The sequence below is a fragment of the Pseudomonas sp. CBS genome (assembly GCF_024734645.1).
Taxonomy (GTDB): Bacteria; Pseudomonadota; Gammaproteobacteria; order Pseudomonadales; family Pseudomonadaceae; genus Aquipseudomonas.
In genome coordinates, this window is the sequence record NZ_CP102929.1 from 729,367 (window position 1) to 752,350 (window position 22,984).

Annotated in this window: 26 protein-coding genes; 4 read left to right on the plus strand and 22 right to left on the minus strand. The window is 59.5% G+C overall.

Annotated elements, in window-relative coordinates; all coding sequences use genetic code 11:
• The first annotated feature begins 16 nt into the window (after positions 1-16).
• The 3 genes from NVB75_RS03160 to NVB75_RS03170 all read left to right on the plus strand — a co-directional run bounded on the left by NVB75_RS03160 (position 17) and on the right by NVB75_RS03170 (position 3,554).
• Positions 17-919, plus strand: a complete 903-nt coding sequence (locus tag NVB75_RS03160; protein ID WP_258345931.1) for a dihydrodipicolinate synthase family protein — start codon at positions 17-19, stop codon at positions 917-919.
• A 1-nt stretch (position 920) separates the two neighbouring features.
• The gene (locus NVB75_RS03165; RefSeq protein ID WP_258345932.1) at positions 921-2,411 is read left to right on the plus strand and encodes an aldehyde dehydrogenase; all 1,491 of its coding nucleotides are present in this window, start codon (positions 921-923) and stop codon (positions 2,409-2,411) included.
• 129 nt (positions 2,412-2,540) lie between these two features.
• Complete coding sequence (locus NVB75_RS03170) at positions 2,541-3,554, plus strand: GlxA family transcriptional regulator (RefSeq protein ID WP_258345933.1); 1,014 nt, start codon at positions 2,541-2,543, stop codon at positions 3,552-3,554.
• A 50-nt stretch (positions 3,555-3,604) separates the two neighbouring features.
• On the opposite strand, the gene NVB75_RS03175 is transcribed toward NVB75_RS03170, so the two are convergent.
• From NVB75_RS03175 to NVB75_RS03190, 4 genes are all read right to left on the minus strand, one after another.
• Positions 3,605-3,856, minus strand: a complete 252-nt coding sequence (locus NVB75_RS03175; protein ID WP_258345935.1) for a hypothetical protein — start codon at positions 3,854-3,856, stop codon at positions 3,605-3,607.
• On the minus strand, positions 3,856-4,008 hold the full coding sequence (locus NVB75_RS03180) for a hypothetical protein (RefSeq protein ID WP_258345937.1): 153 nt from the start codon (positions 4,006-4,008) through the stop codon (positions 3,856-3,858). The genes NVB75_RS03175 and NVB75_RS03180 overlap by 1 nt, the downstream gene beginning before the upstream one ends.
• A 192-nt stretch (positions 4,009-4,200) precedes the next feature.
• On the minus strand, positions 4,201-4,803 hold the full coding sequence (locus NVB75_RS03185) for a glutathione S-transferase (RefSeq protein ID WP_258345939.1): 603 nt from the start codon (positions 4,801-4,803) through the stop codon (positions 4,201-4,203).
• A complete protein-coding gene (locus NVB75_RS03190; RefSeq protein ID WP_258345941.1) occupies positions 4,800-5,201 on the minus strand; it encodes a hypothetical protein in 402 nt (133 codons plus the stop codon). The genes NVB75_RS03185 and NVB75_RS03190 overlap by 4 nt, the downstream gene beginning before the upstream one ends.
• A gap of 144 nt (positions 5,202-5,345) precedes the next feature.
• Here NVB75_RS03190 and NVB75_RS03195 point away from each other — a divergent pair, with 144 nt between their 5' ends.
• A complete protein-coding gene (locus NVB75_RS03195) occupies positions 5,346-6,236 on the plus strand; it encodes a LysR substrate-binding domain-containing protein (RefSeq protein ID WP_258345943.1) in 891 nt (296 codons plus the stop codon).
• A gap of 596 nt (positions 6,237-6,832) precedes the next feature.
• Here the strand turns inward: NVB75_RS03195 and NVB75_RS03200 are convergent.
• From NVB75_RS03200 to NVB75_RS03285, 18 genes are all read right to left on the minus strand, one after another.
• Positions 6,833-7,198: a histone-like nucleoid-structuring protein, MvaT/MvaU family gene (locus NVB75_RS03200; RefSeq protein ID WP_258345944.1), complete on the minus strand. Its 366-nt coding sequence runs from the start codon at positions 7,196-7,198 to the stop codon at positions 6,833-6,835.
• Between the two features lie 742 nt (positions 7,199-7,940).
• A complete protein-coding gene (locus NVB75_RS03205) occupies positions 7,941-8,702 on the minus strand; it encodes a thioredoxin domain-containing protein (RefSeq protein ID WP_258345945.1) in 762 nt (253 codons plus the stop codon).
• Between the two features lie 15 nt (positions 8,703-8,717).
• Positions 8,718-11,585, minus strand: coding sequence for a conjugative transfer ATPase (locus NVB75_RS03210; protein WP_258345946.1), 2,868 nt, complete (start codon positions 11,583-11,585; stop codon positions 8,718-8,720).
• The gene (locus tag NVB75_RS03215) at positions 11,585-12,028 is read right to left on the minus strand and encodes a TIGR03751 family conjugal transfer lipoprotein (protein WP_258345947.1); all 444 of its coding nucleotides are present in this window, start codon (positions 12,026-12,028) and stop codon (positions 11,585-11,587) included. The genes NVB75_RS03210 and NVB75_RS03215 overlap by 1 nt, the downstream gene beginning before the upstream one ends.
• Entirely contained in the window at positions 12,009-13,430 is a 1,422-nt protein-coding gene (locus NVB75_RS03220) for a TIGR03752 family integrating conjugative element protein (protein WP_258345948.1), read from the minus strand. The genes NVB75_RS03215 and NVB75_RS03220 overlap by 20 nt, the downstream gene beginning before the upstream one ends.
• Positions 13,420-14,346 (minus strand): TIGR03749 family integrating conjugative element protein, encoded by a 927-nt coding sequence (locus tag NVB75_RS03225; protein ID WP_258345949.1) that lies wholly within the window; start codon positions 14,344-14,346, stop codon positions 13,420-13,422. The genes NVB75_RS03220 and NVB75_RS03225 overlap by 11 nt, the downstream gene beginning before the upstream one ends.
• The gene (locus tag NVB75_RS03230) at positions 14,343-15,032 is read right to left on the minus strand and encodes a PFL_4703 family integrating conjugative element protein (protein ID WP_258345950.1); all 690 of its coding nucleotides are present in this window, start codon (positions 15,030-15,032) and stop codon (positions 14,343-14,345) included. The genes NVB75_RS03225 and NVB75_RS03230 overlap by 4 nt, the downstream gene beginning before the upstream one ends.
• Positions 15,029-15,436 (minus strand): TIGR03750 family conjugal transfer protein, encoded by a 408-nt coding sequence (locus NVB75_RS03235; protein WP_258345951.1) that lies wholly within the window; start codon positions 15,434-15,436, stop codon positions 15,029-15,031. The genes NVB75_RS03230 and NVB75_RS03235 overlap by 4 nt, the downstream gene beginning before the upstream one ends.
• A gap of 12 nt (positions 15,437-15,448) precedes the next feature.
• A complete protein-coding gene (locus NVB75_RS03240) occupies positions 15,449-15,808 on the minus strand; it encodes a TIGR03745 family integrating conjugative element membrane protein (RefSeq protein ID WP_258345952.1) in 360 nt (119 codons plus the stop codon).
• A gap of 16 nt (positions 15,809-15,824) precedes the next feature.
• Positions 15,825-16,058, minus strand: a complete 234-nt coding sequence (locus tag NVB75_RS03245; protein WP_258345954.1) for a TIGR03758 family integrating conjugative element protein — start codon at positions 16,056-16,058, stop codon at positions 15,825-15,827.
• Positions 16,055-16,438, minus strand: a complete 384-nt coding sequence (locus tag NVB75_RS03250; RefSeq protein WP_258345955.1) for an RAQPRD family integrative conjugative element protein — start codon at positions 16,436-16,438, stop codon at positions 16,055-16,057. The genes NVB75_RS03245 and NVB75_RS03250 overlap by 4 nt, the downstream gene beginning before the upstream one ends.
• Before the next feature lie 477 nt (positions 16,439-16,915).
• A complete protein-coding gene (locus NVB75_RS03255; protein WP_258345956.1) occupies positions 16,916-17,659 on the minus strand; it encodes a TIGR03747 family integrating conjugative element membrane protein in 744 nt (247 codons plus the stop codon).
• Positions 17,656-19,845, minus strand: coding sequence for a type IV conjugative transfer system coupling protein TraD (traD, locus tag NVB75_RS03260; protein ID WP_258345957.1), 2,190 nt, complete (start codon positions 19,843-19,845; stop codon positions 17,656-17,658). Before traD ends, NVB75_RS03255 begins: the two co-directional genes overlap by 4 nt.
• A 4-nt stretch (positions 19,846-19,849) precedes the next feature.
• Complete coding sequence (locus tag NVB75_RS03265) at positions 19,850-20,389, minus strand: integrating conjugative element protein (protein WP_258345958.1); 540 nt, start codon at positions 20,387-20,389, stop codon at positions 19,850-19,852.
• A complete protein-coding gene (locus NVB75_RS03270) occupies positions 20,386-20,991 on the minus strand; it encodes a transglycosylase SLT domain-containing protein (RefSeq protein ID WP_375378909.1) in 606 nt (201 codons plus the stop codon). The genes NVB75_RS03265 and NVB75_RS03270 overlap by 4 nt, the downstream gene beginning before the upstream one ends.
• A complete protein-coding gene (locus NVB75_RS03275) occupies positions 20,973-21,698 on the minus strand; it encodes a TIGR03759 family integrating conjugative element protein (RefSeq protein ID WP_258345959.1) in 726 nt (241 codons plus the stop codon). The genes NVB75_RS03270 and NVB75_RS03275 overlap by 19 nt, the downstream gene beginning before the upstream one ends.
• Positions 21,699-21,713: 15 nt before the next feature.
• A complete protein-coding gene (locus NVB75_RS03280) occupies positions 21,714-22,343 on the minus strand; it encodes a hypothetical protein (RefSeq protein WP_258345960.1) in 630 nt (209 codons plus the stop codon).
• On the minus strand, positions 22,340-22,924 hold the full coding sequence (locus tag NVB75_RS03285) for a PilL N-terminal domain-containing protein (RefSeq protein ID WP_258345961.1): 585 nt from the start codon (positions 22,922-22,924) through the stop codon (positions 22,340-22,342). The genes NVB75_RS03280 and NVB75_RS03285 overlap by 4 nt, the downstream gene beginning before the upstream one ends.
• Positions 22,925-22,984 lie beyond the last annotated feature (60 nt).

Below are 22,984 nucleotides of genomic sequence, written 5' to 3' on the forward strand. Positions count from 1 at the left end.
CACTGGAGAACAGGTTATGAACTTTGACGGCATCTTTACCCCCGCAATTACTCCGCTTTCTTCGGATGGCCAAATAGATTATTCGGCCTTTGATGAAGTGCTTGAGTACCTGGTCGAGTCCAAGGTGCATGGCGTCATCATTGGCGGCTCCACGGGCGAGTATTACGCCCATACGGCTGCAGAACGCTTGGCCGTTGCGGAGCGTGCAAAGAGCGTCCTACAAAATCGCTTGCCACTGGTGGTCGGCACCGGCGGTATCAGGACAGAGGATTCGGTGTACTTCGCCGAGCACGCAAAAGCAATCAAGGCGGACGCGGTCCTGGTAGGTTCGCCGCCTTATGCGTTGCCGACCCAGAAAGAAATCGCCGCGCATGTGCTGGCCGTGGACAAGGCTGCCGGCCTCCCGATCATGCTCTACAACTACCCGGCGCGTATGGGCGTAGCCATGGATGATGAGTTCTTCGAGGCGATTTCGCATTGCAAAAATATCGAGGCGATCAAGGAAAGTTCGGGTGAAATGAACCGCCTGCATCGCCTGGCCAGCGCCCATCCATCGATCCAGATTTCGTGCGGTTGGGATGACCAGGCTCTGGAGTTCTTTGCCTGGGGCGCGCGTAGCTGGGTGTGTGCCGGATCCAACTTCATTCCCCGCGAGCACGTCGCGCTGTATGAAGCCTGCGTGATTGAAAAAGACTTCGACAAAGGACGTCGCATCATGGCGGCTCTGTTGCCATTGATGGACTTCCTCGAAGGCGGCAAGTTTGTGCAATCGATCAAGCATGGCAGTGAGCTGAGTGGCTTGCGCAGCGGTGGCGTACGTGCACCATTGCAGGCGTTGGAAGAATCTGAAAAGCATGAGCTCAAGGCGGTGATCCAGACGCTCAAGCAAAACGTTGCGCATATCGTTGGAGGAGCATGAAATGGCCGACTTGCTGAGTAAAGAAGCTTACCGTGAGTTGGCTGGCAAGCTTGAGTTTCGCACCCAGGCATTTATCAACGGCCAGTTCCGGGCCTCGAAATCCGGTCTCACCTTTACTACAACCAACCCGGCCACTGGCAACGTGCTGGCTGAGATTGCCGCGTGTGATGCTCAGGATGTAGACGAGGCTGTGGCCGCGGCCAAGGAAGCGTTTGAGGATGCACGCTGGCAAGGCCTTTCACCGGCCGCACGTAAAAGTATCCTGCAGCGTTTTGCCCAGCTACTGGAAGACAACGCGCACGAACTAGCCGTGCTAGAAAGCCTGGACAGCGGCAAGCCCATCCGCGAGTGCCAGACCGTTGATGTGCCGGAAACGATCAATACATTGCGTTGGCACGCCGAACTGATCGACAAGATCTATGACGCCACTGCGCCGGTTGGTTCGGGTGCCGTGACGATGGTCGTACGTGAGCCTATCGGTGTCGTCGGCCTGGTGTTGCCTTGGAATTTCCCGCTGTTGATGCTGGCCTGGAAAATCGGCCCATCGCTGGCCGCAGGTTGCTCAATCGTGGTCAAGCCGGCTGAGGAAACCACGCTGAGTGCGTTGCGTGTCGCCGAGTTGGCGTTCCAGGCCGGTATTCCCGCCGGCGTGTTCAACGTGGTGCCTGGTAGCGGCAGGGAGGCCGGTGAGCCGTTGGGCCGGCATGGTGATGTCGCAATGGTCAGCTTTACGGGCTCAACAGACACCGGGCGGCTCTTCCTCAAGTATTCCAGCGAGTCGAACCTCAAGCGCATCGTGCTGGAGTGCGGTGGTAAAAACCCAGCAGTGGTGATGAACGATGCCGAGGACATTGACCAAGTTGCGCAGCACGTCGTGAACGGTGCCTTCTGGAACATGGGCGAAAACTGCTCGGCGTCTTCGCGTCTGATCGTTCATACCGACATCAAGGATGCGTTGATCGAGCGGATTCAGGTGCAACTGAAGGACTGGAAAATGGGTGACCCCCTCGACCCGGACAATCGCCTGGGCTCGATGATCAGCAAGGTCCATTTTGAGAAAGTCCGGTCGTATATCGAGCATGCGAAGAATGAAAACCTGGTTGTGCTGGCGGGGGGCAATACCACCGACGATATCTTCGTCGAACCGACCATCCTGGATGGAGTCGGGCGAGACAGTCGTTTGTTCCAAGAGGAAATTTTCGGGCCGGTCCTCAGCGTCACCACGTTCAGCTCGATCGATGAAGCCATCGAATTGGCCAACGATACGGCTTACGGCCTGGCGGCCTCTGCGTATACCGGCAATCTGCGTAACGCGCTGAAGTTGTCGCGCGGCATTCGTGCCGGCATCGTGACGGTGAACTGCTTTGGCGAGGGCGACGCGTCAACGCCATTCGGTGGTTACAAGGAATCCGGGTTCGGTGGTCGGGATAAGTCAATCTGGGCACATGACCAATACACCGAGCTGAAAACCATCTGGATCGACGCTTCCTAATCGATCTCCGCAGCCTGAACAGATCGCCCCGAACGCTTGTGTTGGGGCGATCTTCGTTTCGTCATCGTGGCCGATCCCAGCGGATATTTGGACAGCGACCGATTTTGCTTCTAAGAAGGTTGGCTTGAGATGATAGATCAGAGATGTTTTTGCGGAGCAAACAAAGGGAAAAATTTCCGCTACCTCAATGATGAGGAACCCCCGAAGCTTTCCAGTTCGGGAGTAGGTTTTATTCTCCTTGATTACTTCTCCCTGCCATCGTTTACCCATGCGTTGGACGCGCTTGTAACCGCGAATTTGTTGCGCCCGGACTCATACAGGACTTACACGTTTACGCTGGACGGCCAGGAAGTCATGAGCGATTTGGGTATCGTTATTCGCCCTGATCAGGATCTCTCATCCTTTCCACTAAACGAGCTCAAACTGTTGATCGTCTGTGGTGGTCTACGCACACCACTGCGCGCAGATGCGCAATTGAGTACGTTGCTTAAAAAAAGCGCCGAGAAGGGCGTCGCGCTGTCGGGGCTCTGGAATGGCGCCTGGTTTCTGGGGCAAGCAGGCCTACTGAAGGCCTACCGCTGTGCTATTCACCCGGAACATCGACCTGCGCTGGCCGAGACCGCGCAACACAGCCAAGTCACGAGTGAAAGCTTTATGGTTGACCGTGACCGGTATACAGCGGCCAGCCCACGTGGCGCGCTGCATATGGTACTGATGTGGATTGGCCAGTCGAATGGGGCAGGTCTAGTGGATGGCATTTCCAATATATTGGAGTTTGATGCTTCACGGGATCGGCGTCTGAATCCAACGCAGCACATCAAGATGGCTGCGCCTTTAAGAGAAATCGTCAAGTTGATGGAGACGAACCTAGAAGAACCCCTGGAAATTGAACAGATGGCAGGCTGGGTCAAGATGTCGAGGCGCCAAATTGAACGAATGTTCAGAGCTCAGCTTGGTACTACGCCGGTGCGTTATTACCTTGAACTTCGAGTAACGGAGGCACGCCGGTTGCTGCAGCATTCGAGGTTAACTATCGTCCAGGTGGCAGTAGCCTGTGGCTTCGTTTCGCCGAGCCATTTTAGCAAGTGTTACACGGCTTATTTTGGGCATGGCCCTTCTCGGGAGACACGAATGGAATTTTGACGGTTGGAGCTCTAATCATGTTCGTGCCAAGACTGCGCCCCAACGTTCCGCTAGACCCCAAGGCTCACGTGCAAGAGTTTGTGCAGCCGCAGCGAGGTGTAAATCGCCATGTCGGCGATGGAAAAGTCTACGCAAATGAACGGTAGCCCAGCGATTGCCTGCTCCAACACCTCAAACAACGTTTGAGTCTGGTTCAGGTAGCGCGCAGGCGAGCACGTATCGGCTTGGGGCGCCTGATGATGGAAGTGGTAATTTTTTGCCCGCCCATCGGTCCCAGGCTGCTGACTTGCCAAATCAGCCATTACACCACCTGCCACCGTTTCTTGGACGATGTGCCGCGAAAGCGTACGTGTTTTTCCGACAGGTACATCAGCACCGCCGCAGATTCCACCACCACTTGCTGATTGTGGTTGTCCAGCAGAGTACCGGGATTTTGGCGTGCGGATTCATTCACAGATACGCAGGAGGGTGTTGCTCATCGCTGGCAAGGTGGATGTGACAGATGTCATAACTGACTGCGAGGGCTTCCAGCGTCGGCATGATTTTATAACCATTGGCGGTGTGTGAGAAAAAGAGGGTGTAAATACAAGCCGTTCATGTGAGCGAAGAGCCGGCAGGTGCCGGCTCGTAGTACGTTTTAGGGGATTTATTCAATGGGGTGTCGCTTGAAGGCCGAGTGTTCCTCGAGTCGCCTGGCGTGGCGCTCTAGGTGCGGGAAGGCCTCGGCGCTAACCACTGAGGCGACTATGAACTGGCTGAAAGACCAGGCCACTGCAGCGCTGACGGCACCTTGGGTCAGGGCTTCGTCCGGCGCATGGGCCAGGCGTTTTTCCAAGGCCGAGTAGGCTGCCAGCAACTGACCTGTTACACGGTCGAGCCAGGGCTCGTGGAGTTTTTCGGCGGGGCGCAGGTTATGTTCGTACACGATCTGCACGGTTTTTTCACAGGCGGCCAAGGCGAGACCAATCAACTGCAGGTCCTGGGCGCGCGCGCCGGCTTGCTGTGGCAACAACTTTCTATCAGCCGGGGCCAACGCTTCGAAGTAATCGAGAATTAGGCTTGAATCCATCAACACAGTTGAATCATCCAGCACCAGGCTGGGCGCCTTTACCACCGGGTTGATGTTGGCGAAGTGTTCGTAGGTGCTGAATACCGAAAGTGGCTGATGCTCAAAGTCGATGCCGTAAAGATCCAGGGAAATTGCTACGCGGCGTACGTAGGGCGAGTCCAGCATGCCGACCAGTTTCATGAAGCCTCCATGTACGTCAGGGTCATTTTCACAGTGCAGTGGGGACGCTTAAAGTATTTGTAAAGGTTATGAAGCAGCCCGCGGGCGCGGGGGCTGGTCTCTTTGTCGGCCAAGTAGAGCGCAATTTCCCCTTCGCCCTGCAACAGGATCAGGCCCGGTGCAAGGCAGGTAAAATACCCTTGTTCCAGGCAGACATCAGTGCCTTGGGACGTCATCCAATGGCGGCCTTTCAGCCCGATCACATAGGCCTGCTGCTCCAGCCAGAAAGAGAGTAGTTGGTCTTTGGTCACCAGCCATTTCAGGGAGTGGCATTCAGGGCCCATTTTCGTCAGCAATACCCGCGGAGCTTGGTTGAGGTGGGCGGGCGAGGGACTCTGTTCCATGATCGTGGTTTTCATCGAAGACGCTCCGCTGCTCGCAAGGTGACGGTGATACGGGAAGACGCCTGCGGCTGGTAGGTTTGTTAATTTTCGGTTACTTTAATGTGGATTTCGCCCTCTAAATATCGATAAATTTTACCAAGAACGGTTAGTTTAGCTTACATGAGTGCATTTCCTCCGTTGACCTGTCTGCGCAGTTTCGAAGCCACTTCCAGGTTGGGAAGCGTTACCCTCGCCGCTATGGAATTGCACGTCACGCATTCAGCTATCAGCCAGCAGATCAAGGCACTGGAGCAGATTGTGGGGTTGACGCTATTCGTGCGCGAAGGGCGGGGCTTGCGTGTCAGTGAAGATGGGCGACTGTATGCGCTGCAGATTCGCAAAGCCCTGGGCGATATCGCCGAAGCCACCCGATTGATCCAGGCGCAGCCCAAGATGGGGGAGTTGGTGGTGGCAGTTTTACCCTCGTTCGGCCGATCCTGGCTATTACCGCGCTTACCGAGTTTTCAGCAGCTTTACCCGCATATAAGCATTCGCCTGCAAGCCAGCCTGACAATTTCCAACCTGCATCAGGAATCGGTGGATATCGGCATCCGCATGGGCAAGGGTGATTGGGAGGGCGTCGAGCAGAAGCTGTTGTTTCATGATGAAGTCGTGGTAGTTGCCGCCCCTCATTTCAATGGCGGGCGCCTGCCGCAGACGCCGCAAGAGGTCGTCGACAGCACGATCATCTACAACACTGAGTCCTGGTTGCCCTGGTGTGAGTTGGCCGGTGTTGAGATGGGCAACGAGCGCAAGGGAGTGTGCAGCAATGACTCCAACCTAGTGTTGGAAGCCGTTCGCCTGGGGCAAGGCATCACGCTGGAGCGGCGCAGCTTGGTGCATGACGCTATCGATCGGGGCGAACTGGTCCAACTGTGCGACGTTAGTGCGCCGTATGCCTACCCCTATTGGCTGGTGTGGCCTCCGAGGGAAAGTTCGGAGAACAAACAACGCGAATTCTCACATTGGTTGTCCGGGGAAGTGGAGCGTTACCTCGCGCAACTGAAATAAAACGCCTGACGGATGTATTGCTCGAATGGAACTGTCTCCGCAGAAGCGCCTCGTACTAATCGCGGGAGGCAGCTCGGGGTTCGATGTGAGAGCGAAGTAAAGATGTGTTCGCCATCCGCTTACGATTGTTCGGCGCTACTCTGTAGACGATCGAGTCGACCGGCTCTTAACCCCTCGGCATTGGCTTAAATCGGGAGTCATCTGACTGATCATTAACCTGGAGTCGAGTCGCCTTTCAAGAAAGGCCTCGTCCCCTTGGGCTCTACTAAGTTACCTGATAGCCGAGAAGACGGATCATACGTTGGCGTACAACATTGGTGTTGTGCTTAGCGCAGATTCGTGTAGCGGTTCTTGGCTGCGAGAGGGATATTGCAGTCGAAAGTCATAAAGTGCGAGGGACTGCAGTGCGTAACTTGTATGATCCAAGTAAAAAAAGGAATGTAATTCTGCTTCCGACTCACCTTGCGCAAATCAGGTTGGCATTCAGTGTTACGGTATTAATTGGCCAATCTAGTCAGCGTGCTGAATCGGTTTCAGCGTAGCAAATGCCGAAGCCAAAAAAGGGCCAGCAAAGGCCCTTTTTACTCAACCAGAAATTACTTAGAAAGCCAGGACTCGACGGTGGCAGCACCGTGTTCAGCTTTCCACGCTTTCAAGCCTTTGTGATTGCCACCCTTGGTTTCGATGAGCTCGCCGGTGTGCGGGTTCTTATAGACTTTTACCTGGCGGGCTTTACGTGTGCCTGCTTTAGGTTCGGCTACGGGAGCGCGTCGACCGGCTTGCGGATCAAGCAGGTTGATCACGTTTTTCAGGCTGTAGCCATATTTAGCGAGCAAATCGCGCAGTTTCGTTTCGAATTCAATTTCTTTCTTCAAATCAGCATCGCCTTTCAGAGCCTCTAGGGCCTGGAGCTGCTCGGCAAGGTGTTTTTCGAGCTGGCGGAATTCTGCGAGTTTAGACATGTGAAACCTCTACTAGATGTGTCGTCACGTTACAGCAAATAAGAAATTTAGATAACCATAGCCAAATGACGCCGGCCAGTAAATTAAATCGTAAGTGGTAAAGCAACACCACTTGTAGAAAGCAATAATATTCGGAGTATGTGTCCTACCAACACACCTTGCGTAATCGACCGTAGGCAAGCCCAATATCCTTCATCCCAATCACGACTACCGCTTCTAATAAGACATTTTGACAATCCATCCATGACGCTGCTCGGCGAGAAGCTCCGCACAGCTCGAACAAGATAGTCCCCATTGAGAAATTGTTCGGCACTGCTGTGTAGAAATGCCGCATGTGCCGGTGTGGGATAAAACCGAGCGCTAGAATGACAGTTTCTCCAGCAACGATTTTGACGGGGATGACCATCAGTAGTTTTCAAGGTGCTTGGTCCGAACCGGACGGGCTGTTACCCGTGAAGCTCAGCTCCAATAAGTTCACGATTGGCATCGATCAGTTCATCAAGCAAGCTGGCATACTCGGGATTCACAATTTCGTTTGGAGCGGATTTCTCAGCGCTGGATATTTTCGCAATTGCCAACTGGCCATGCGGCTTAGTGTGTCCGCATCAATGGAATTGGAGTGCCGCGTGCGCCGCACGTCTTTGACACAATTAATACCATTGTCGGCAGCAGTCGCTTCGATCACGACCTTAAGACTTAATGGGCACAATAGACATTGTGTTTGCCCGCCCGGACCGAGGCGCTATTTGGGCATATCGCCGACGGTGTCGTCTGGAGTTGAGGGAGCTTTAACCGGTGGGGCTGCCTGGTCGTCAGTCGACAGCATGTCCATAGCTGACTGCAGAGCGTCACCCTCTATGGGGCCCTGCAGAATTATCTCATGGTTGGTCTGGCGATCTTGCAGCCCAACCGATGGCGTGGCGGCTACCCCGCGTTTTATGGCATCGGCGGTCTGAGCGCGAATCACCACATCCGGTCGCGCACTTGCTAGGCACTGCTCAATGGCGGGCGTGAGATAGGGATAGCGTAGGCCGTCTGGCAAGCCTTGGCCATCAGCGCGCGTATGGGCATAGATCCATTCGATGGCCTGCCAAAAGGCTCCATTCCCGTTGGCCTCAGCAGCGCATTCCGCTAGACGCGCCTCGGCTGATGCAGCAGGCTCATGCGCGGTTAGTGGCATGTGGTGCCATTGCAGGGACACATCCTTGTTCTCGCTCACCCAGCGCTTGATCTGTCGGAAATAGGCCCGGCAAAATGGGCATTCGAGGTCCGCATAGAGCGTTAGCGTGAAACGGCCCTCGGAGTTGCCCATCCGCCAAGGAGGCCCCTCAATCTGAGCAGTGCCGACCGGTGTGGGAGCTTGCAGCTTGTATTCACCCGGCGACTTTGCTGCGAGCCAGATCAGCAGCACCATTAGTACTGTGACCAATGCCCAAGGCCAGCGAGATCGCCAGCGCCCGGGGCGGAACGCATGCATCGGAATGGAAGGACGTTTAAAGGTCATGGCTCTCTCCGGAGGTTATAGCGGCAGGTCCAGCGCCGGCGTCTCGATGCCGCGCGCCTGGTCGATCATCTCGGCGACCTTGAAGGCGGCGTCCAATTCGCTGATGCCGAACTGTTGCATGAGCTGGTAACGCTCGGCCTTTTCCTCGGGTTCGGTTTGGGCGAGCGCGAGGTATAGGCTCGGTGGTACGGCCCGGAAAAGGACTTCCAGCGACTTCGACAGAATGACGCCTTCAGTAAACTTGCCGGCCTCTTTACGTGCGGAAAGCATCAGTGCCTTCTGCGCGGGCGAGAGTTCGCGAAAGCGCGCGATCTTCTCCACCTCATCCGGTGGCATGCTCAGGCAGACCCACCACTCGATCATGTTGAGCATGGGTTCTGCTGCACGGGGTAAGTCGTCAATGTTCTGCGTCGCGAGCCAGAACCAAGCGCCCAACTTGCGCCACATTTTCGTGATCTTCACGACGTAAGGCGCGAGCAGAGGGTTCTTCGTGATGATGTGACCCTCATCAGTGACGTTGACGATCGGCCGCCCCAGGTATTGGTCGCGCTCGGCGATGTTGTTGACGGTGCTGATGAGACTAATGTACGCGATCGACAACTGCGCGTTGTAGCCCTCGCGTGCATAGGTCGCTAGATCGACCAGTGTGATGTCTGCCTCGGGCCACGGCGTGCCGGGCCGATCGAACATATCGCCGTCGGTACCTTGGCAGAACATATCCATGGCATCGGCCATTTCCAGCAAACGTACACGCCGTGTTTCTGGCAACGTGGGGTCCTGGCTGCGGGCGCGAAGGGCGTCGCGCACGTCGCGGGTGAGTACCGTACGTTTCTCGGCGACGCAGCGCTCGGCTGCATCCAGAATGCATTGGCGGATCAGCGAGCGATCCGCCCGCGTCATCCTCGCTTCCTCCTTGTCTTCGCCGCCAGTGATCATCAACCTCGCGGTGATCTCTAGCTCGCCCAGTACGTCGCGTTGCTCGTCCGCCTCGATGGTTGATGCGTCCAGTGTAGGGGCCTCGTCCAGCGCATCAGCATCGAGCGTCTGCATGTCGCTGGGCGTTTCAATCAGCCGGCGCGCATCTGCGAACGGCGCTAGGCTGATCCCCGAGCCAGGGGCCAGCTTGACCCGATTTACGGTCAGGCCTAAGCGCTTGGCGAAGTCGCTGAACAAGCCGAAGCTGTTGCCAGCTTCCACAATAAAAAGCCGCGGCCGGTAGAGCGCAGTGACCTGGTTGAGCAAGTTGTTGAGCGTGGCGCTTTTGCCGGAGCCGGTGGGCCCAAATAGAAACAGATGGGCGTTCATCTGCCTGTCCAGGCGATTGAGTGGGTCAAAGGTGATGGGACCGCCCCCGCGATTGAACATCGTGATGCCAGGGTGTCCCGTGCCCCTGGCGCGTCCCCAAACGGGCGACAAGTTCGCCAGATGCTGGGCGAACATCAGTTGCGTGTACCACTTGCGCTGATCTTTGGCAGGGTTGTAGCAGCAGGGCAGCCAGCGCAGGTAACTGTTAAGCGGCGCCACCTCATCGTCCTCGCGCACCGGCTGCAAGCCGGCATTGAGCATCACGTTCGCCAAGTCCAAACCACGCCGGTCCAATTCCGCGTCGTCACGCCCGCGCAGGTAGAACGTCAGCGCACCCTGGTAGAGTTTGTGCGCGCTGCCGATCAGGGAGCGGGCCTCCTGCACGTCCCTGAGCGTCTGCTCCGATGCTAAGGTTTCGCCAACCGCTTTCTTCGCGAGGTGATTCAAATCCGATTCGAGGACATCCTGCGGCGTGGCAACCATCGTAAGACACATCAAGGTGTCTTCGGGCATCTGGTCGAACAGCGTATTGATTGCATCGCCCTTGGCAGTTTCGCCCGTTAGGTGCCCCGTGCCGGGTGGCATGCGCAGCCGATCGGTGATCAGCACGCGGTGCGGCATGCCGTCGAAATACCAGTTGCCTTGAGTTATGTCGGAGCGCGGCTGGCCAAAGAAAAGCCGCTGACTGAAATCCCGCCCACTCGCCAGTTCGATTTCGCCGGGCTCGGTCTCGTCGGGGTAGCGCGCCAGCGCATAGAAGCGCTCGCGGTCCTCAACATCAGGCCCGAGCAGCGCGGGACGCGGGTTGAACCAGCGCAGCAGCCAGTCGTGAACGTCCGGCGCGTCCATACGCTGGGCTTGGATGCCAGCGTTAGCCAAACCACCGCAAAAGCGGTCGCAGACGATATTAAGCATCTGTTCCGGCGTCTGGCCGCGGCGGTTAGCCTGGCCTGTGGTACGGCGATAGACGACCATGCGTACGCGGCGGGTCTGGCCGCGCCAGCGCAGCCGCGTGACCACCGTATCCTCGAAAAGCCCCCCGGGCTTGGCCACGGCACGCAGATGGTGACCGAAAAAGCGGATGTAGAACTCGGTGAACGGGGTACCGCGCGCGCGGGGCTGCACGTAGTCGCGCAGGGTCTGCATGTACTGGTCGAAGCTGGGTTCGTCCTGGACGTAGAGCTGGAGCACCCAGGGATTGTCATCCAGTTCATCGAAGCTGTCCTGTAGCGCATTTTCCAAGGCGTCGCGGGCATGCGCAAGCCAGTCGGGTTCCCGGCCCTCAGTGCCCAACGGTACCAGCTCATAGAAGGCCGCCACCGATTGCCCGTCCTCCAGCAACATCGATTTCGATTCGTGCAGGAATTCCACCCAGGGAAGCAGTTCCACGAAGGACGGCGCAACGTTGTACAACGCCTGCTCATCGGCCACGGTCGCTGGTCCGTAGCCCTCGACCGCCCCGGGTTCGGGAATGCCGGCGTTGTGTAAAACCTCGACATGTCTCTGCCAGCCGTCCGTTTGGTCTTCATCGACCGTGCCGGATGCGGCCAGTCTCTGCCAGGGAAGCTTCCAGCGCATCAGTAGTCCTCCACGCGCTCGCCCGGCATGGCGTACTGGATGCGCTGATACAGCGGAAAAACCGTGGTATAGCCAGGCACGGGCACGGGATCGGTCCCGGCAAGGTGTGGATATACGTACATCACAAGATCGGGATTGGGCAGGCGCTGGAACTGGCGATAGATCTCGTTGCGCGCGGTGCGCGTGTAGCGCTCCTGCTGAACAGGCGCGACCTGCACATCGCCATGGGTCAGCGGCCGGCGCAAGCTCTGACGCGCATCGAGCAATTGACGGTGCGCCATCTGGCCGGTACCTCCCACAACGCCGTCGCCAGTCTCCTGCTGCCAGATATCCATCATCGAGCGGTCACCGTGGGGCAGCAGATCCTCCTTGCTTGTGGCGCAGCCGCCCAGCAGCGCGACCAGAAAAACGAGCGCAACGCCTTTAGTCAAGCTCGAGAGCATGGCTTTCTCCTATGCGATGATCGACCTTGCGGCCTTCGGGATCGAAGTCGATGGCTAGCGGTTTTTCGAGGTGCACGGCGACCTTGGCGCCGGGCTGGACATAGACGGCGGCGAACGCCTGGCCGTAAAGCTTGTTGACCCAGTTGGACATCTCCTGGACTCCACCCGAGAGAATCCGGCCGACCGCTTCCTGACCGGTGATGCCTACAGTGCCAATGGAACCGTTCGAGCCCACGTAGGACATCTGGCCGCTGTCGCTCTTGACGAGCGAGGCCATGCCGGCACCGGCCGCAGTGATGAGGGCTTGCGAGCCGAGGTACTGCTGAGCATTGCTGCGCCGTTCGCCGCTGACGCAGGGAATGCCGTAGGGATCGCTGATCCAGCCCAGGCCACCACTTTGTGAGTTTTGCTGCTGGTTGTTTTGCTGGTTGCCGTCGCGATCTTCAGGAATCGTGCGGATCGTTCCATCATGAAAGACGAAGGTGATGCTGCGCACCTGGCCGCGCACGCATGAAAGCGTCCAGTCCCCCGAAGCCGTGCCGCTTAACACTGCGCCGGCCACGTCAGGAATGTCGATGCCGTTGGCGGTGAGGTTGTCGGTACCGACGAGGACTTTGAAGGGGTACGGATCGTTCACGGTTCCGTCGATTGGGACGCGGCCAATCAGCGCTGTCATCGCCACCGATCCCATGAGCGTCGAGTTCGTCGGCACCGTATAGACAGCCTTGGCAGTCTTGGCGCCGGCGGCGCGTTCACCCGCGTTCGCCACAGTTTGCGTCGTGGTTTCTAGCGTGCGCTGTGCCAGTCCGAAGCTCGTCGGGAAGCTCATGGCGCTGCTGGACGAGCCGTGTCCCTCAGCCTTCTTCGCGTCGTCCGGTTCCACCCAGCGCACACCGCCTTCCATCCCGGTCTCGTCGCCGTCGCGCAGACCTAGGCCCACCGGCAGGTCGGCGTGGCCGTCGCCACGCCCGTCGATGCTGTCCAGGCGGCGCTGCAAGTCCGCGAGCAGACCTTCAGTCTGCTGTCGCTCGCTTGTGGCTTGCTGCTGGTCGCGGCGCAGGTTGGAGCGCTCGGCCTCCAGAGCCGAATTGATGCGCTGGTCGATCGCGTTCTCGCGTTGGCGCAGGCGCTGGTTCTCCTCGCGCTGGGACTTGTTGTCGGATAGCGCGGTCTGAAGCTCGGTGCGCAGTTGCTTTACCTGAGCGACGAGAGTGGCCACCGTATCGCGCGGAGTGTCGCCAGCAATGCCCAATGCCTTCATCTCTTCGGGCGTGAGTTGGCTCCCCATGTTGACCGGGGAGGGTGCCGACGCCTTTCCGACCGAGAACAGCCGAATGCATGCGAACAACACCAGCAAGACCACAGGAATCATCAGCCACTTCAGGAGTTCGTTACTGCGCATAGCTGGCCTCCTTGCCGTCCTTCGAAGCCTCGGTGTTGGCTTGCGGCTCCGGCAAATGTGTGGCCGGGTCGAAGCGCTGGATGGCGGGCAAAAGCGACTGCGCGAGCCCATGCCCGCGCGTCACCAGGTATAGAACGGTGGTGTCCTCGGGCGTGCCGTGCGGGCCGAGGGCGTCATGCTGGAAAGTGGCGGTGAGGAAATCGCCTTGCAGCACGCGCGGGTCGAGCGTGATCCAGTCGGCGCTGGTGTTGCTGACGTGCACGGCCGTCACCCATTGATCTTCCAGCCGCCATGAGGCGAGCGCGGTGGCGCGCACCGGCAGCGTCGGCATCAAGGTGCCTAGGTACAGGTCACGGTGCAGGTTGACCCGCATGACGCCCGGCAGTGGTTCGACGGTGCGCAACGGCGCATACAGATTCTGCGCTGCAAAGCGCGTGAGCACCACGGGAATGGGCGTTTCGCGCCGGGCTGAGCGCGCGCCCGCCTGGTGACTGTCAGTTGCTGGAGACTCGTTGACACCAGCCGGCTGATCTCCATAGCGCGCGGGGGGAGCAGCGTTCTCGACGATGCGCACCGGCTCCAGCGCAGGCTCGCCATCCTTGGCGGGCTCGGCAGCAATGTCCAGCAGGATCAATGCCCCGGTGTCGGCGTCTTGCAGTTGCAGTCGCGTGGGTTCGATCGGCTCGTTTGCGCGCAGGTACACCGCGCCGCCTGCGCTCTGCACGCGCAGTCGCTCCCCTACGTCCGCAGGCACTCCAACGCGTACGTTCCGGTCGATAAACACGATGCGCTCCTGGCCAACCTTCAGCGGCACCGCCAGTGGCATGCGTTCCCAGCGCAGAATCTCCACGGCTTGGACTACAGGCGCCGTGGCCACGGCCAGCAGCCCCAGCAGCGCGAGTACAGAGTGCTTCATGGTGTTTCTCCTTGAGGCGCTAGCGCAGGCAGGACACCAGTCGCTGGACGGGGCGGTTCTGGTGCGCTGATGCGCTGAGGCGTGCCGTCATAGCAATCGAGCGCTAGGCCGAATGGGTTGCGCGAGGGATCGACATCTACCCGTGTGACTTTGATGGGGTAGCGAACCAGAGCGCGCTTGACCTGTTCGGCGCCGTAGTACTCGTCGGCGCTGATGTCCAGCGTCACCACCCAGTCGCGATCGGAGACCACTCGCACGCGGGCGGTGGGATCATCGCCATAGCCCCGGCCAGGGATTTCGTAGATGCCGCGCACGCGTTGCCGCAACTCACCTGTGCTGCGCCGGTAATCGAGGTCGGCACGCAAAAAAGCGTGGCAGGCTGGTGTGAGGTACGGTGAGAGCGCGTGCAGGTTGCGCAAGTAGTCTTCTTCGCCATTGGTCGGCCAACGATTAAGCTGCTGGAATACGTAGAACGTAAAGGCATAGACCGATTCGGGGGGCACTTCCCACCACTTGCGGGTGCTGCCCGAACGCAGGTCCGGGGGAATGTGGATCGTCAGGTCGCGCGGCGCATTCCACCATCCGACGCCCATGACCAGGGCGAAGATTGCCAGTGCTCCTGCGCCCACTCGCAGCGTCTTGATGTGCGCATGAAGGTGAGTGATCTCGTTCTTGAAACGGCTCATCGCGCGCTCCTGCGCATGGACCTGCGGGTCGACCAGAAGCCCGAGCGCGAGATCAGCACGTGGCCACCTACCCAGCCGGCGGCGAGCGGATGTCGCGTGGCTATCCGCCACTGCAACTGCCGGTACAGCCAGGTATCGGGCCGCCCACGCTTAAGGCGGCGGAGGATGCCGCCGCCGATGAATACGCCGAGGGTCACGCCCAAGACGACGAACGTGGGTGCGAGCGCGATCGTGCGGAACACCCAGCACAGTGGCGCGCCCACCAGCAGGCCAGCGGCGCCGGACAGAGCACAGCAAATCCATAGCTCGTCGGCGGTCAGGCCGCGTACAACGACGGGATGGCGGTTGAGTCGGTGCGGAAGGAACGTCACCGTCCCGTCAGCACGCACATGCTGCTCGGACATGGCCAGCCCCGCTCACAGGATGCCGGTGGCTTCGGTGAGCAGCCAGATGCCGATCACGAGCAGAACAGCCCCGATGGCGACCGTGAGGCCAAACTGGCCCCAGGTCTTGCGGCCAGTGTGGATTTCCGCGTAGGTGCCGTAGGCGTGGTAGCAGACGCCGATGAACATCGACGCCACTACCAGCAAAGCCACGAGCATGATGATGTCGTAACCGTAATTGCGGATGGTTTCCATGATGCCATTGCCAGTGCCGCGAGTCGGGTTCTCCAACTGCGGCAGCCCCTGTGCGAACGAGCGGGCGGTCAGTGCAGCGGCGCCTAAGGCGACGGTGGCGCACTGGGCAAAACGGGAAGCGTGGATACGGCTTTGCATGGTCAGTCCTTTTAGGTTAGGAGAGGAGGAAGAAACTCAGGACGAGGTACATCGCGACGAAGCGAATGCACACGCCGAGGAACTGGCGTTGGCTAAGGCGGCTTTCGGACCATCCCACGTAGGCGATTCGGATGGCCCAGGAGCCCCAGACGAGCAGGACCGAAAACAGGACGCTGACCAGGACGGTCGCCATCGCGGAAGGCGGGATGCCGCTGTTGGCCTGAAATGCCGAAACTTGGGCGTCGTTCATGGGTTGCCCTCAATAGTCGTCGGCGGCGGTGACTCGACAGCGTGCTCGGTGCGGTAGTCGCCGGCCAGTTCACAGGGGGGGCGTGGCTGAGCACGCGACGGCGTGAGGTAGTCATGAATACCGGCGCGCACGCGCGCCAGATCAGTCAGGAGACGCATGTGATCGAAGTGGTAGCGCTCGCCCGGTGTGATGGGTGTGTGTGCGGCGCTGTTCGCGACGGTGCGCTCTAGCGCATCGAGCTGGCGCAGTGCGGCGCTCAGCTCCTGGCGCAGTGCCGGAGATTCGGCCGACACCGTCGGAGACTGCCCCATCAGAAGGGCCGTCACGAGAAAAGTGGGCACGCCGCGATGCGCGGCGCGCAGCCAGATTGAAGCCACCATCGCGCCATTCCTGTGTGATCAGCAATGGTGTGATCGTGGAGATCAAAATGCTTTCAAGCTGCAAACAATAAGAACTTACGAACGACCGGATTGGATGATGACCTGCAGGGTCGGCGCGGCACTAAGCACCTGCCGGAGTTAGAAGGCTGGCAAGACCCGCTATTAACCCTTCACCTGGTCGCTGCCGAGCGAATTCATGAGTACTTGGAAAGAGGCAATAAACGCTAGCCTAGGCAGGGCTCGCGGGCCTGCTCGATCCCTGTCCATATCACCGGAGGAGGCGTTACGGGTAGCGGGATCTATAAGGTAGTTGCCCAATGGGCTCACCCGGCAGGCATCAAGGTTGAAGGAGCCGGCGTGCACAGACTGCGCGCCACGGCCACGACGAACGCCTCGGAATATGACGCCGATATCGCCAAGGTTCGGGTATGGCTGCGGCATGCCAACGTCAGCAGGACCCGATATATACCGTTTGTTTCACAAGTATTTCTTAAAACTGCCCGCGGTCAAACCGACGGCGATCCCCAGCATTGCGGCACTGGGCAGCAAAATGATGAGAGGGTGTACCGAGATGGGGAGAGCGAGGTACGTAACCCAGGGCACCAGGGCCAAAGGCATCAAGCTGGCCTTGGCGCGGTGATAGATGAATCCTGATTCACGACCCGCGCCAAATCGGCGCACATCTCGCCGCACGAGGCCATCGATCAACCCCACGAATGATGCGGTGAAGATCAGTGGCAACGTAAGTGCCAGCACCAGCAAGCGAACTAGGAACGTCAATGTCGTAAACGCTGCGGCGATCAGATAGCTCTCCACCCAGATGTACACATGGCTGATGTAATACTTGAAATCATGAGGCTGTGCCTTGCTGGGCGCAGGTTCAGCGGTCTGCGTCATGCGTGCCAGCAATCCTGAGCGTAAAAACGCCCATTCGTAACCTACATCCACCAGATGGGTAGCCGTGCGTCCCGGCTCACGTACGACCACGCTGCGCGTAAAGTGGGTGGACAGGTGGTTCAACTCGTACTGCAACATCTCCTGGGAATGACGCCAGCCCTGGTCTTTCCAGAACAGATGCATGCCAACGCACTCCACAACGATAGAAAACAGCAGCGATCCCATCAGCACTCCAAGCAGCCTGAACGGCAGAGTAATAGTGCTTAAGATCAGACCTTGGCGCTGGCTCTGTTCCCACTGCGCGGTCGAGGCAGGATCTTTCATGGCAAGGCCTCGTTATTCGCGCTATCGCTGGTGCCGGCGGCCGCGACAGACTTGGTCATATTGACGTCGTTGAGCAGGTCGTCGGGCAGGTCCGTATTCTGCAAGGCCGGGGAACTTGGGGACTCCCACCATTGCGTCGCATCGGTGTAACTCTGGCGCATGTAGCCTGCCAGTTGTTGCAGGTCCTGCGGCATGAACTCATCGGGATCAGGCGCCGGCAGCGGCATTCGGATCTTCCAGAGCTCGCCGCCCTGCAGCAGCGCGAAACACTGCCCCTTGGGTAAGCTGACGACATGGGAGGGCTCGATCATCGGCACGCTGGACATGCTGATGCGGTCCTGAGTGTTGGATGTGAAATCCGTCGAACCACGGATATCCGAGCTGTCGGTCGCACCCGAGACGGTAGTGGTGCTATAGACTTCAACCTTCGGCAGTTGCCGCGTCAGGAGTTCAGCGGTGGCCGTCTCCCTGACCCTGAGCATGAATAGGTTGTTGAAGTTGCCTATTACCTGACCGGCCTTGGCGCGATTACCGATACGCGCTTCTATGTCGGAGAGTGTCTGCGTGTAGGCGGTGACTTGCATCCCGGCGCCGCCGCCCTTATTGATGAGCGGTATGAATTCATCGCCCATCAACTCGTTGAACTCGTCGGCATGGACATTGATCGGCACGCGTGCGACCGCCGAAGCAGCGGGCAGTCCGTCTTCGATTCCATGTTTGTAAATGTGACCGGCGACCGAAACCAGATCGGAGAACATGGAGTTGCCCACCGCGGCAGCAACCTCGGCGTCGGACAGGGCATCCAGGCCCACGTAGACGATGGCCCGTTTGCGGATGATCTGCATCCAATCGAAGATCGGCCTCGGATCGGCCAAGTCGGAGTAGTCAGGTGCCAGGAGTTGCGCAATCTTGCCGCTGGTGAGCTTCTCCAGGAGGGGTAGAAGAGATGCGACGATTTTGTCGAAATAAGTCTTGTCGTACCGGACCGCCGAGCGCAGACCGTCGAGTACGGGGTCGTAGTTGCGAGCCTGAGAAAGGTACTGCTCTAGCGCCACCACGCGCTTCTCGCGTCCAATCATGTTTCTGGGAATGTTTTTCTCGTTGAGCTTCGCCTCGATCTGGACAATCACCTCCCATGCTTTGGGCTCGGTCTTGGCGAAGTAATGCTGGGCGTACTCAATGAACAGCGCATCGATGTTGATGACGTGCCGCTGGATCAGTATGTAGTCCGGTCGCTGTCCAAGCTCCACTAACGCTCGCGCGATGATATTCACGAAGCGCCAGGCGAACTCACGGAACGCCGCGCTGTTGCCTTCACCGGATAGCTGTCCCGCTATGCGTGTGGCGACCTCCGAGATTCGCCCGAAGCGGCCCACCGCGTTGTAGCGGGCACTAATTTCCGGCCAACCCAAATGGAAAACATAAAACTCGCCCTCGCGGCCTGCACGCTTGGCTTCCACGTACATCCGCTTCAAGAGATCCGCATCGCCCTTGGGGTCGATGACAATGACGACTTCATGCTCGCCTGCTGCATTCTTGCGGCGGATGTCCTGGGTGATGAACAGCTCAGCCAGCCTGGTCTTTCCCACGCGTGTCGTACCCAGCACCAAAGAGTGTCCGACGCGCTCGCCGAGCGGCAGACTGACGTCTACCTCCTCTGGTTCTACGCCATGCAGCCGTGGTAGGCCGCCCACGGGCGGTAGCGGCCGCACCGGGTTGAAAGGCACGTCCCAACCTGTGAGCGCGGACAGCCGGGACAGCGGGAACGGTGCGAACTCCAAGCGCTGCTCCATACGCCGCGCCAGCCGATAGGCTGGCGTCGGTTCGACGTAGCGGCGAAACTCGGGCCTGTATGTCTGCATCAGGCGATGGGTGTGCTTCTGTTCCCAAAGAAACCCCCGACCGATGAAAAGTCGCTGCTGGCTTACCGGCACGTCGCGGCTGGTCATCACATAGCGTGGAAGACGACGGATATTGCGCCGATATCGCAGGATCACGCGGGCGTCGCGATAGCGAATGGTTCCGTAGGCGCCGAATGCCATCGCGCTGCCAATACCCATAGCTGGACTTAGCGCGAGTGACCATGGGGCCACCAGGGACAGAAACGCCGCGCCTGCACACGCTGCGACGGTATATAGCTCCACCGCTGGACGGAGCAGAACTTCAACCGGCTGTTTCCCCGACATGGCTTCATTGCTCGATGCCGGTGGCCGTGATCAGTGCCGGGTAGTGCCGCAGGTATAGGCGTTCGGCCAGGTCGTCCCCGGTCACGGGTACCATTGGTACGCCGGGCGCCAGTGCGCGCAGCCGCGCCAAGGCCTGTACGGTTTCAACGTTGACCACTAGGCCGACCGCACTGCGCTCCTGTAACGAGGCCGCATGGCGCCGCAGCCAGTCCTGGGAAGTCTTGTCGTCGCCGACGACCACGAAAGGTCGAAGGCCCGGGGCCTTGATCACCCGCCGCGAAACGTTACCGGGAGTGAGCTTGGTGCTGCGCACCGGCAGCATCGCGGCCTCGTCCGCAGGTACCGCGGGAATCTGTATCGTTGGGATGGGCGGCCGTACCGCGCTATTGATCCGCGGCTGGAGGTTGAGGGCTTCGTAGTACGGCAGCGCCGACGCTGCCCCACGGTCCTCGACCACGATCATTTGATCGCCGGCATAGGAGGTCAGGGGCAAAGCCACTGGTAGCATGAGCAGGCCCCGGAGGGTCAAATGGAATCTCTTCATGGATAGATCTCCCGGCGCGTGGTGAGCACCGCGGCGGTCGGACTTGCGCCCTGCAAACGCGTGAGGTGGTGGGACACGCTGCGCCGGTAGCGGGCGGCTGGCTCGCCGCCTGCAGGGCGGTGGTATCGGCCAATCGCGAGCAGCCAGTCTTCGCTGGGCACGTGTTGCTCCTTCAGAATATCGGCGGCGATCGCGAGGTTTAGGTACGGGTCAAGGAGGTCGCACGTGTTGTTGAAACGGTGCTTGTGATAACCCAGGTTGATCTGGCCCAGACCTGCGTCGATGCGCGTATGCGGCGTTGTGCGCATCGCGTGCTGCAAGTTGGAACAAGCATCCGTGCGGGTAGCGAAGCGGTGTGACTGACCAGCGATGTTGAGGGACCACGGCCATGGGACGATGCGACCGTTACGCTGGATGCCACTCTCTTGCAATGCGACGGCGTAAAGCACAGTCGAGGGAATGCCCGCACGTTGCGCCGCAAGCTGATAGGCCGGCGGCGGAAACTCCTGGGCGCGTGTCGGGCTAGCTAACAACGCAACGGTGAGTAGCCGCGCGAGCCACATACGCGAGGCAGGCATGGTGATCAGGGCTGACGCTGCCATTGGCCATTCACCTCGTGGACTACGGCCGGAAGGTCGCCGGGCAGACCCAGCGACAGCCAGCGACCGCCGTCGTGGTTGAGCGTGATATTGCCGTTGCGCACCCGCGCGGGGTCGATCTGGGCGCGCTTGGCCCAGTCGCGGATACGCGCGTCGTCCTTGCGACTGCCGACCATGTACAGGTCGAATTCGACTCCTGAGGTTTGCAGACGCTGCACAATCTGTCCGCAGGCCTCGCAGCCATCTTTGACGAACACTGCTATGCGACCGCTTCCACGCATGGCGGTGGTGCTCGGCTTGTCATCGAGCAAGTTCACGCGCTTCATACCAGGGTTCAGCCGCTGCCAGGCTTCGTCGTAGGCGCGCTGGTAGGCGAGCAGTTTCTCGACGCGGCTCGCTTCAGTCTGTACTTGCAGCTCCGCGTAGCGGCGTCGTTCTTCGTCCGAGCGAGCTTCAATACCTAACGCGGTCAGTGGGTCCACGTTGGGCGATTGGATGCCCAGCGGACCCTTCATCAGCTCCTGGTAGCGTGCCCATTCCTGCGGTTGCAGCCCCCAGTCGCGCGCCATGCGGTCGTCGAGCAAACGGTCGGTCAGGGGGCTCTCATGGCTGGGCGCATTGCGGGACTGCGCTGTGAAAGGCTCCTGCGCCGAGACCGATAGATGCAGCGACGCCAGCAGCGAGAAGAGGAGAACGGGATGATGTTTCATCGCATGGCCTCTTCGTCAGGGAATCGCCATACGGCGGGTCTGCTCGCCGGCCTGAAACACGGCGGTGTTCACGTCGATGGTTTGCAAGTGCCAGGGACCTATCCCGTCGCCGGGCAGCAGTACCTGCACTTGGTCGGCGGTGAAATTTCCCGAAGAAGGGCCGACGGATACGCTGCGCTGGCCGGCGCGCAGCTCTGCACCCACGATCCGGAACGGTAATGGGATCCGCTCTGGCTTGGCGGCAGCGGGCTTGTTCTGCGAGCGCGGTTTTTCGGCTGCTTGTCGTGTTTTGAGCTGCTCGACCTCGGCGCGCAATGTCTGAAGATCGCCCATGGAGGCAAGACCGGACAGCGTCTGCTCGATATGTTCGATGCGGGCATCCAGGGCCTGCCGGATTTCTTGCAAACTGGCGGCGGTCGCGGCTGCTGGTCGCTGCTGCAAGGTATCGGTGGTCTCGGTAAGTGTAGTGATCTGCGTTTTGAGGCGCTGCATACTGGAATCGACCCACTGCCGGTCGGCCAGGCCGTTCATCGTTTGATAGTTGAGAGCAGCGAGGATGCTCAGACCAATCAGCCAAAGCCAGAGCAGGCTTTGCACGGCGACGACGGTAGTCGTTCGCCAGGAAGTCTGTGAGAAGTTGTTCATGGTTGGCCTCCCGCGGAAGGGAAAGCCAGTCCCGAATCGGCGGCAGTTGGTCTGGGCGCCTGCTCGTTAGCGTCGCTGCTTACCCTCTCGAAGCAGACTTGGCGTATGCGGTCATCCACACGCAGTTCCCAGGAGGGACCGGCCAGCGTAAGCAGCGCATCGCGCAAAGTCAGGGGGCCCAGGTTCAGGTGAGCCGCCGGCAGTGGAAGAGTGTATAGCTCGATCACGGCGTGCCCCGTCTCGCAGAGCTGGTAGCCGCTACGCTTGAGTACGTGCCGAAGTCCGTCGCCGACCGTGGCGCGGGCTTCTACGGGCATCGAGACATCGACGGTTTGCAGCAGGAGGTCGCGCTGCGCCGCCATGGGAGCGAGTTCCACGAGGGTGTAGCGTCCATAGCGCACGACCGGAATGAACTGCGGCGCCTCGGGTTTCAGTGCGGATGAGGGGGCCTCGATGGCATCGGGCGTGTGCTGCGCCACGGTCGTCGCGCAGCCGCCAGCCAGTAACGACCAGAGCAGGCCGAGTACTGCCGCCAGCAGGCGACGTTCGGGATGGTGAAACAACGGTGGAGAGGTTGGCATAGCTTGGCGTCCTGAAACATCGAACCCTCACCATCACCGCTAAAAACGTGTGCTACAGCA

Coding starts and splice junctions, on each gene's coding strand:
- NVB75_RS03190 (WP_258345941.1), bottom strand. CDS start 5,201: ATGAAAACCACGATCATGGAACAGAGTCCCTCGCCCGCCCACCTCAAC.
- NVB75_RS03170 (WP_258345933.1), top strand. CDS start 2,541: ATGATAGATCAGAGATGTTTTTGCGGAGCAAACAAAGGGAAAAATTTC.
- NVB75_RS03200 (WP_258345944.1), bottom strand. CDS start 7,198: ATGTCTAAACTCGCAGAATTCCGCCAGCTCGAAAAACACCTTGCCGAG.
- NVB75_RS03225 (WP_258345949.1), bottom strand. CDS start 14,346: ATGAAGCACTCTGTACTCGCGCTGCTGGGGCTGCTGGCCGTGGCCACG.
- NVB75_RS03195 (WP_258345943.1), top strand. CDS start 5,346: ATGAGTGCATTTCCTCCGTTGACCTGTCTGCGCAGTTTCGAAGCCACT.
- NVB75_RS03220 (WP_258345948.1), bottom strand. CDS start 13,430: ATGCGCAGTAACGAACTCCTGAAGTGGCTGATGATTCCTGTGGTCTTG.
- NVB75_RS03185 (WP_258345939.1), bottom strand. CDS start 4,803: ATGAAACTGGTCGGCATGCTGGACTCGCCCTACGTACGCCGCGTAGCA.
- NVB75_RS03285 (WP_258345961.1), bottom strand. CDS start 22,924: ATGCCAACCTCTCCACCGTTGTTTCACCATCCCGAACGTCGCCTGCTG.
- traD (WP_258345957.1), bottom strand. CDS start 19,845: ATGTCGGGGAAACAGCCGGTTGAAGTTCTGCTCCGTCCAGCGGTGGAG.
- NVB75_RS03265 (WP_258345958.1), bottom strand. CDS start 20,389: ATGAAGAGATTCCATTTGACCCTCCGGGGCCTGCTCATGCTACCAGTG.
- NVB75_RS03240 (WP_258345952.1), bottom strand. CDS start 15,808: ATGCAAAGCCGTATCCACGCTTCCCGTTTTGCCCAGTGCGCCACCGTC.
- NVB75_RS03245 (WP_258345954.1), bottom strand. CDS start 16,058: ATGAACGACGCCCAAGTTTCGGCATTTCAGGCCAACAGCGGCATCCCG.
- NVB75_RS03275 (WP_258345959.1), bottom strand. CDS start 21,698: ATGAAACATCATCCCGTTCTCCTCTTCTCGCTGCTGGCGTCGCTGCAT.
- NVB75_RS03175 (WP_258345935.1), bottom strand. CDS start 3,856: ATGGCTGATTTGGCAAGTCAGCAGCCTGGGACCGATGGGCGGGCAAAA.
- NVB75_RS03165 (WP_258345932.1), top strand. CDS start 921: ATGGCCGACTTGCTGAGTAAAGAAGCTTACCGTGAGTTGGCTGGCAAG.
- NVB75_RS03270 (WP_375378909.1), bottom strand. CDS start 20,991: ATGGCAGCGTCAGCCCTGATCACCATGCCTGCCTCGCGTATGTGGCTC.
- NVB75_RS03205 (WP_258345945.1), bottom strand. CDS start 8,702: ATGACCTTTAAACGTCCTTCCATTCCGATGCATGCGTTCCGCCCCGGG.
- NVB75_RS03210 (WP_258345946.1), bottom strand. CDS start 11,585: ATGCGCTGGAAGCTTCCCTGGCAGAGACTGGCCGCATCCGGCACGGTC.
- NVB75_RS03160 (WP_258345931.1), top strand. CDS start 17: ATGAACTTTGACGGCATCTTTACCCCCGCAATTACTCCGCTTTCTTCG.
- NVB75_RS03280 (WP_258345960.1), bottom strand. CDS start 22,343: ATGAACAACTTCTCACAGACTTCCTGGCGAACGACTACCGTCGTCGCC.
- NVB75_RS03215 (WP_258345947.1), bottom strand. CDS start 12,028: ATGCTCTCGAGCTTGACTAAAGGCGTTGCGCTCGTTTTTCTGGTCGCG.
- NVB75_RS03250 (WP_258345955.1), bottom strand. CDS start 16,438: ATGGTGGCTTCAATCTGGCTGCGCGCCGCGCATCGCGGCGTGCCCACT.
- NVB75_RS03230 (WP_258345950.1), bottom strand. CDS start 15,032: ATGAGCCGTTTCAAGAACGAGATCACTCACCTTCATGCGCACATCAAG.
- NVB75_RS03235 (WP_258345951.1), bottom strand. CDS start 15,436: ATGTCCGAGCAGCATGTGCGTGCTGACGGGACGGTGACGTTCCTTCCG.
- NVB75_RS03255 (WP_258345956.1), bottom strand. CDS start 17,659: ATGAAAGATCCTGCCTCGACCGCGCAGTGGGAACAGAGCCAGCGCCAA.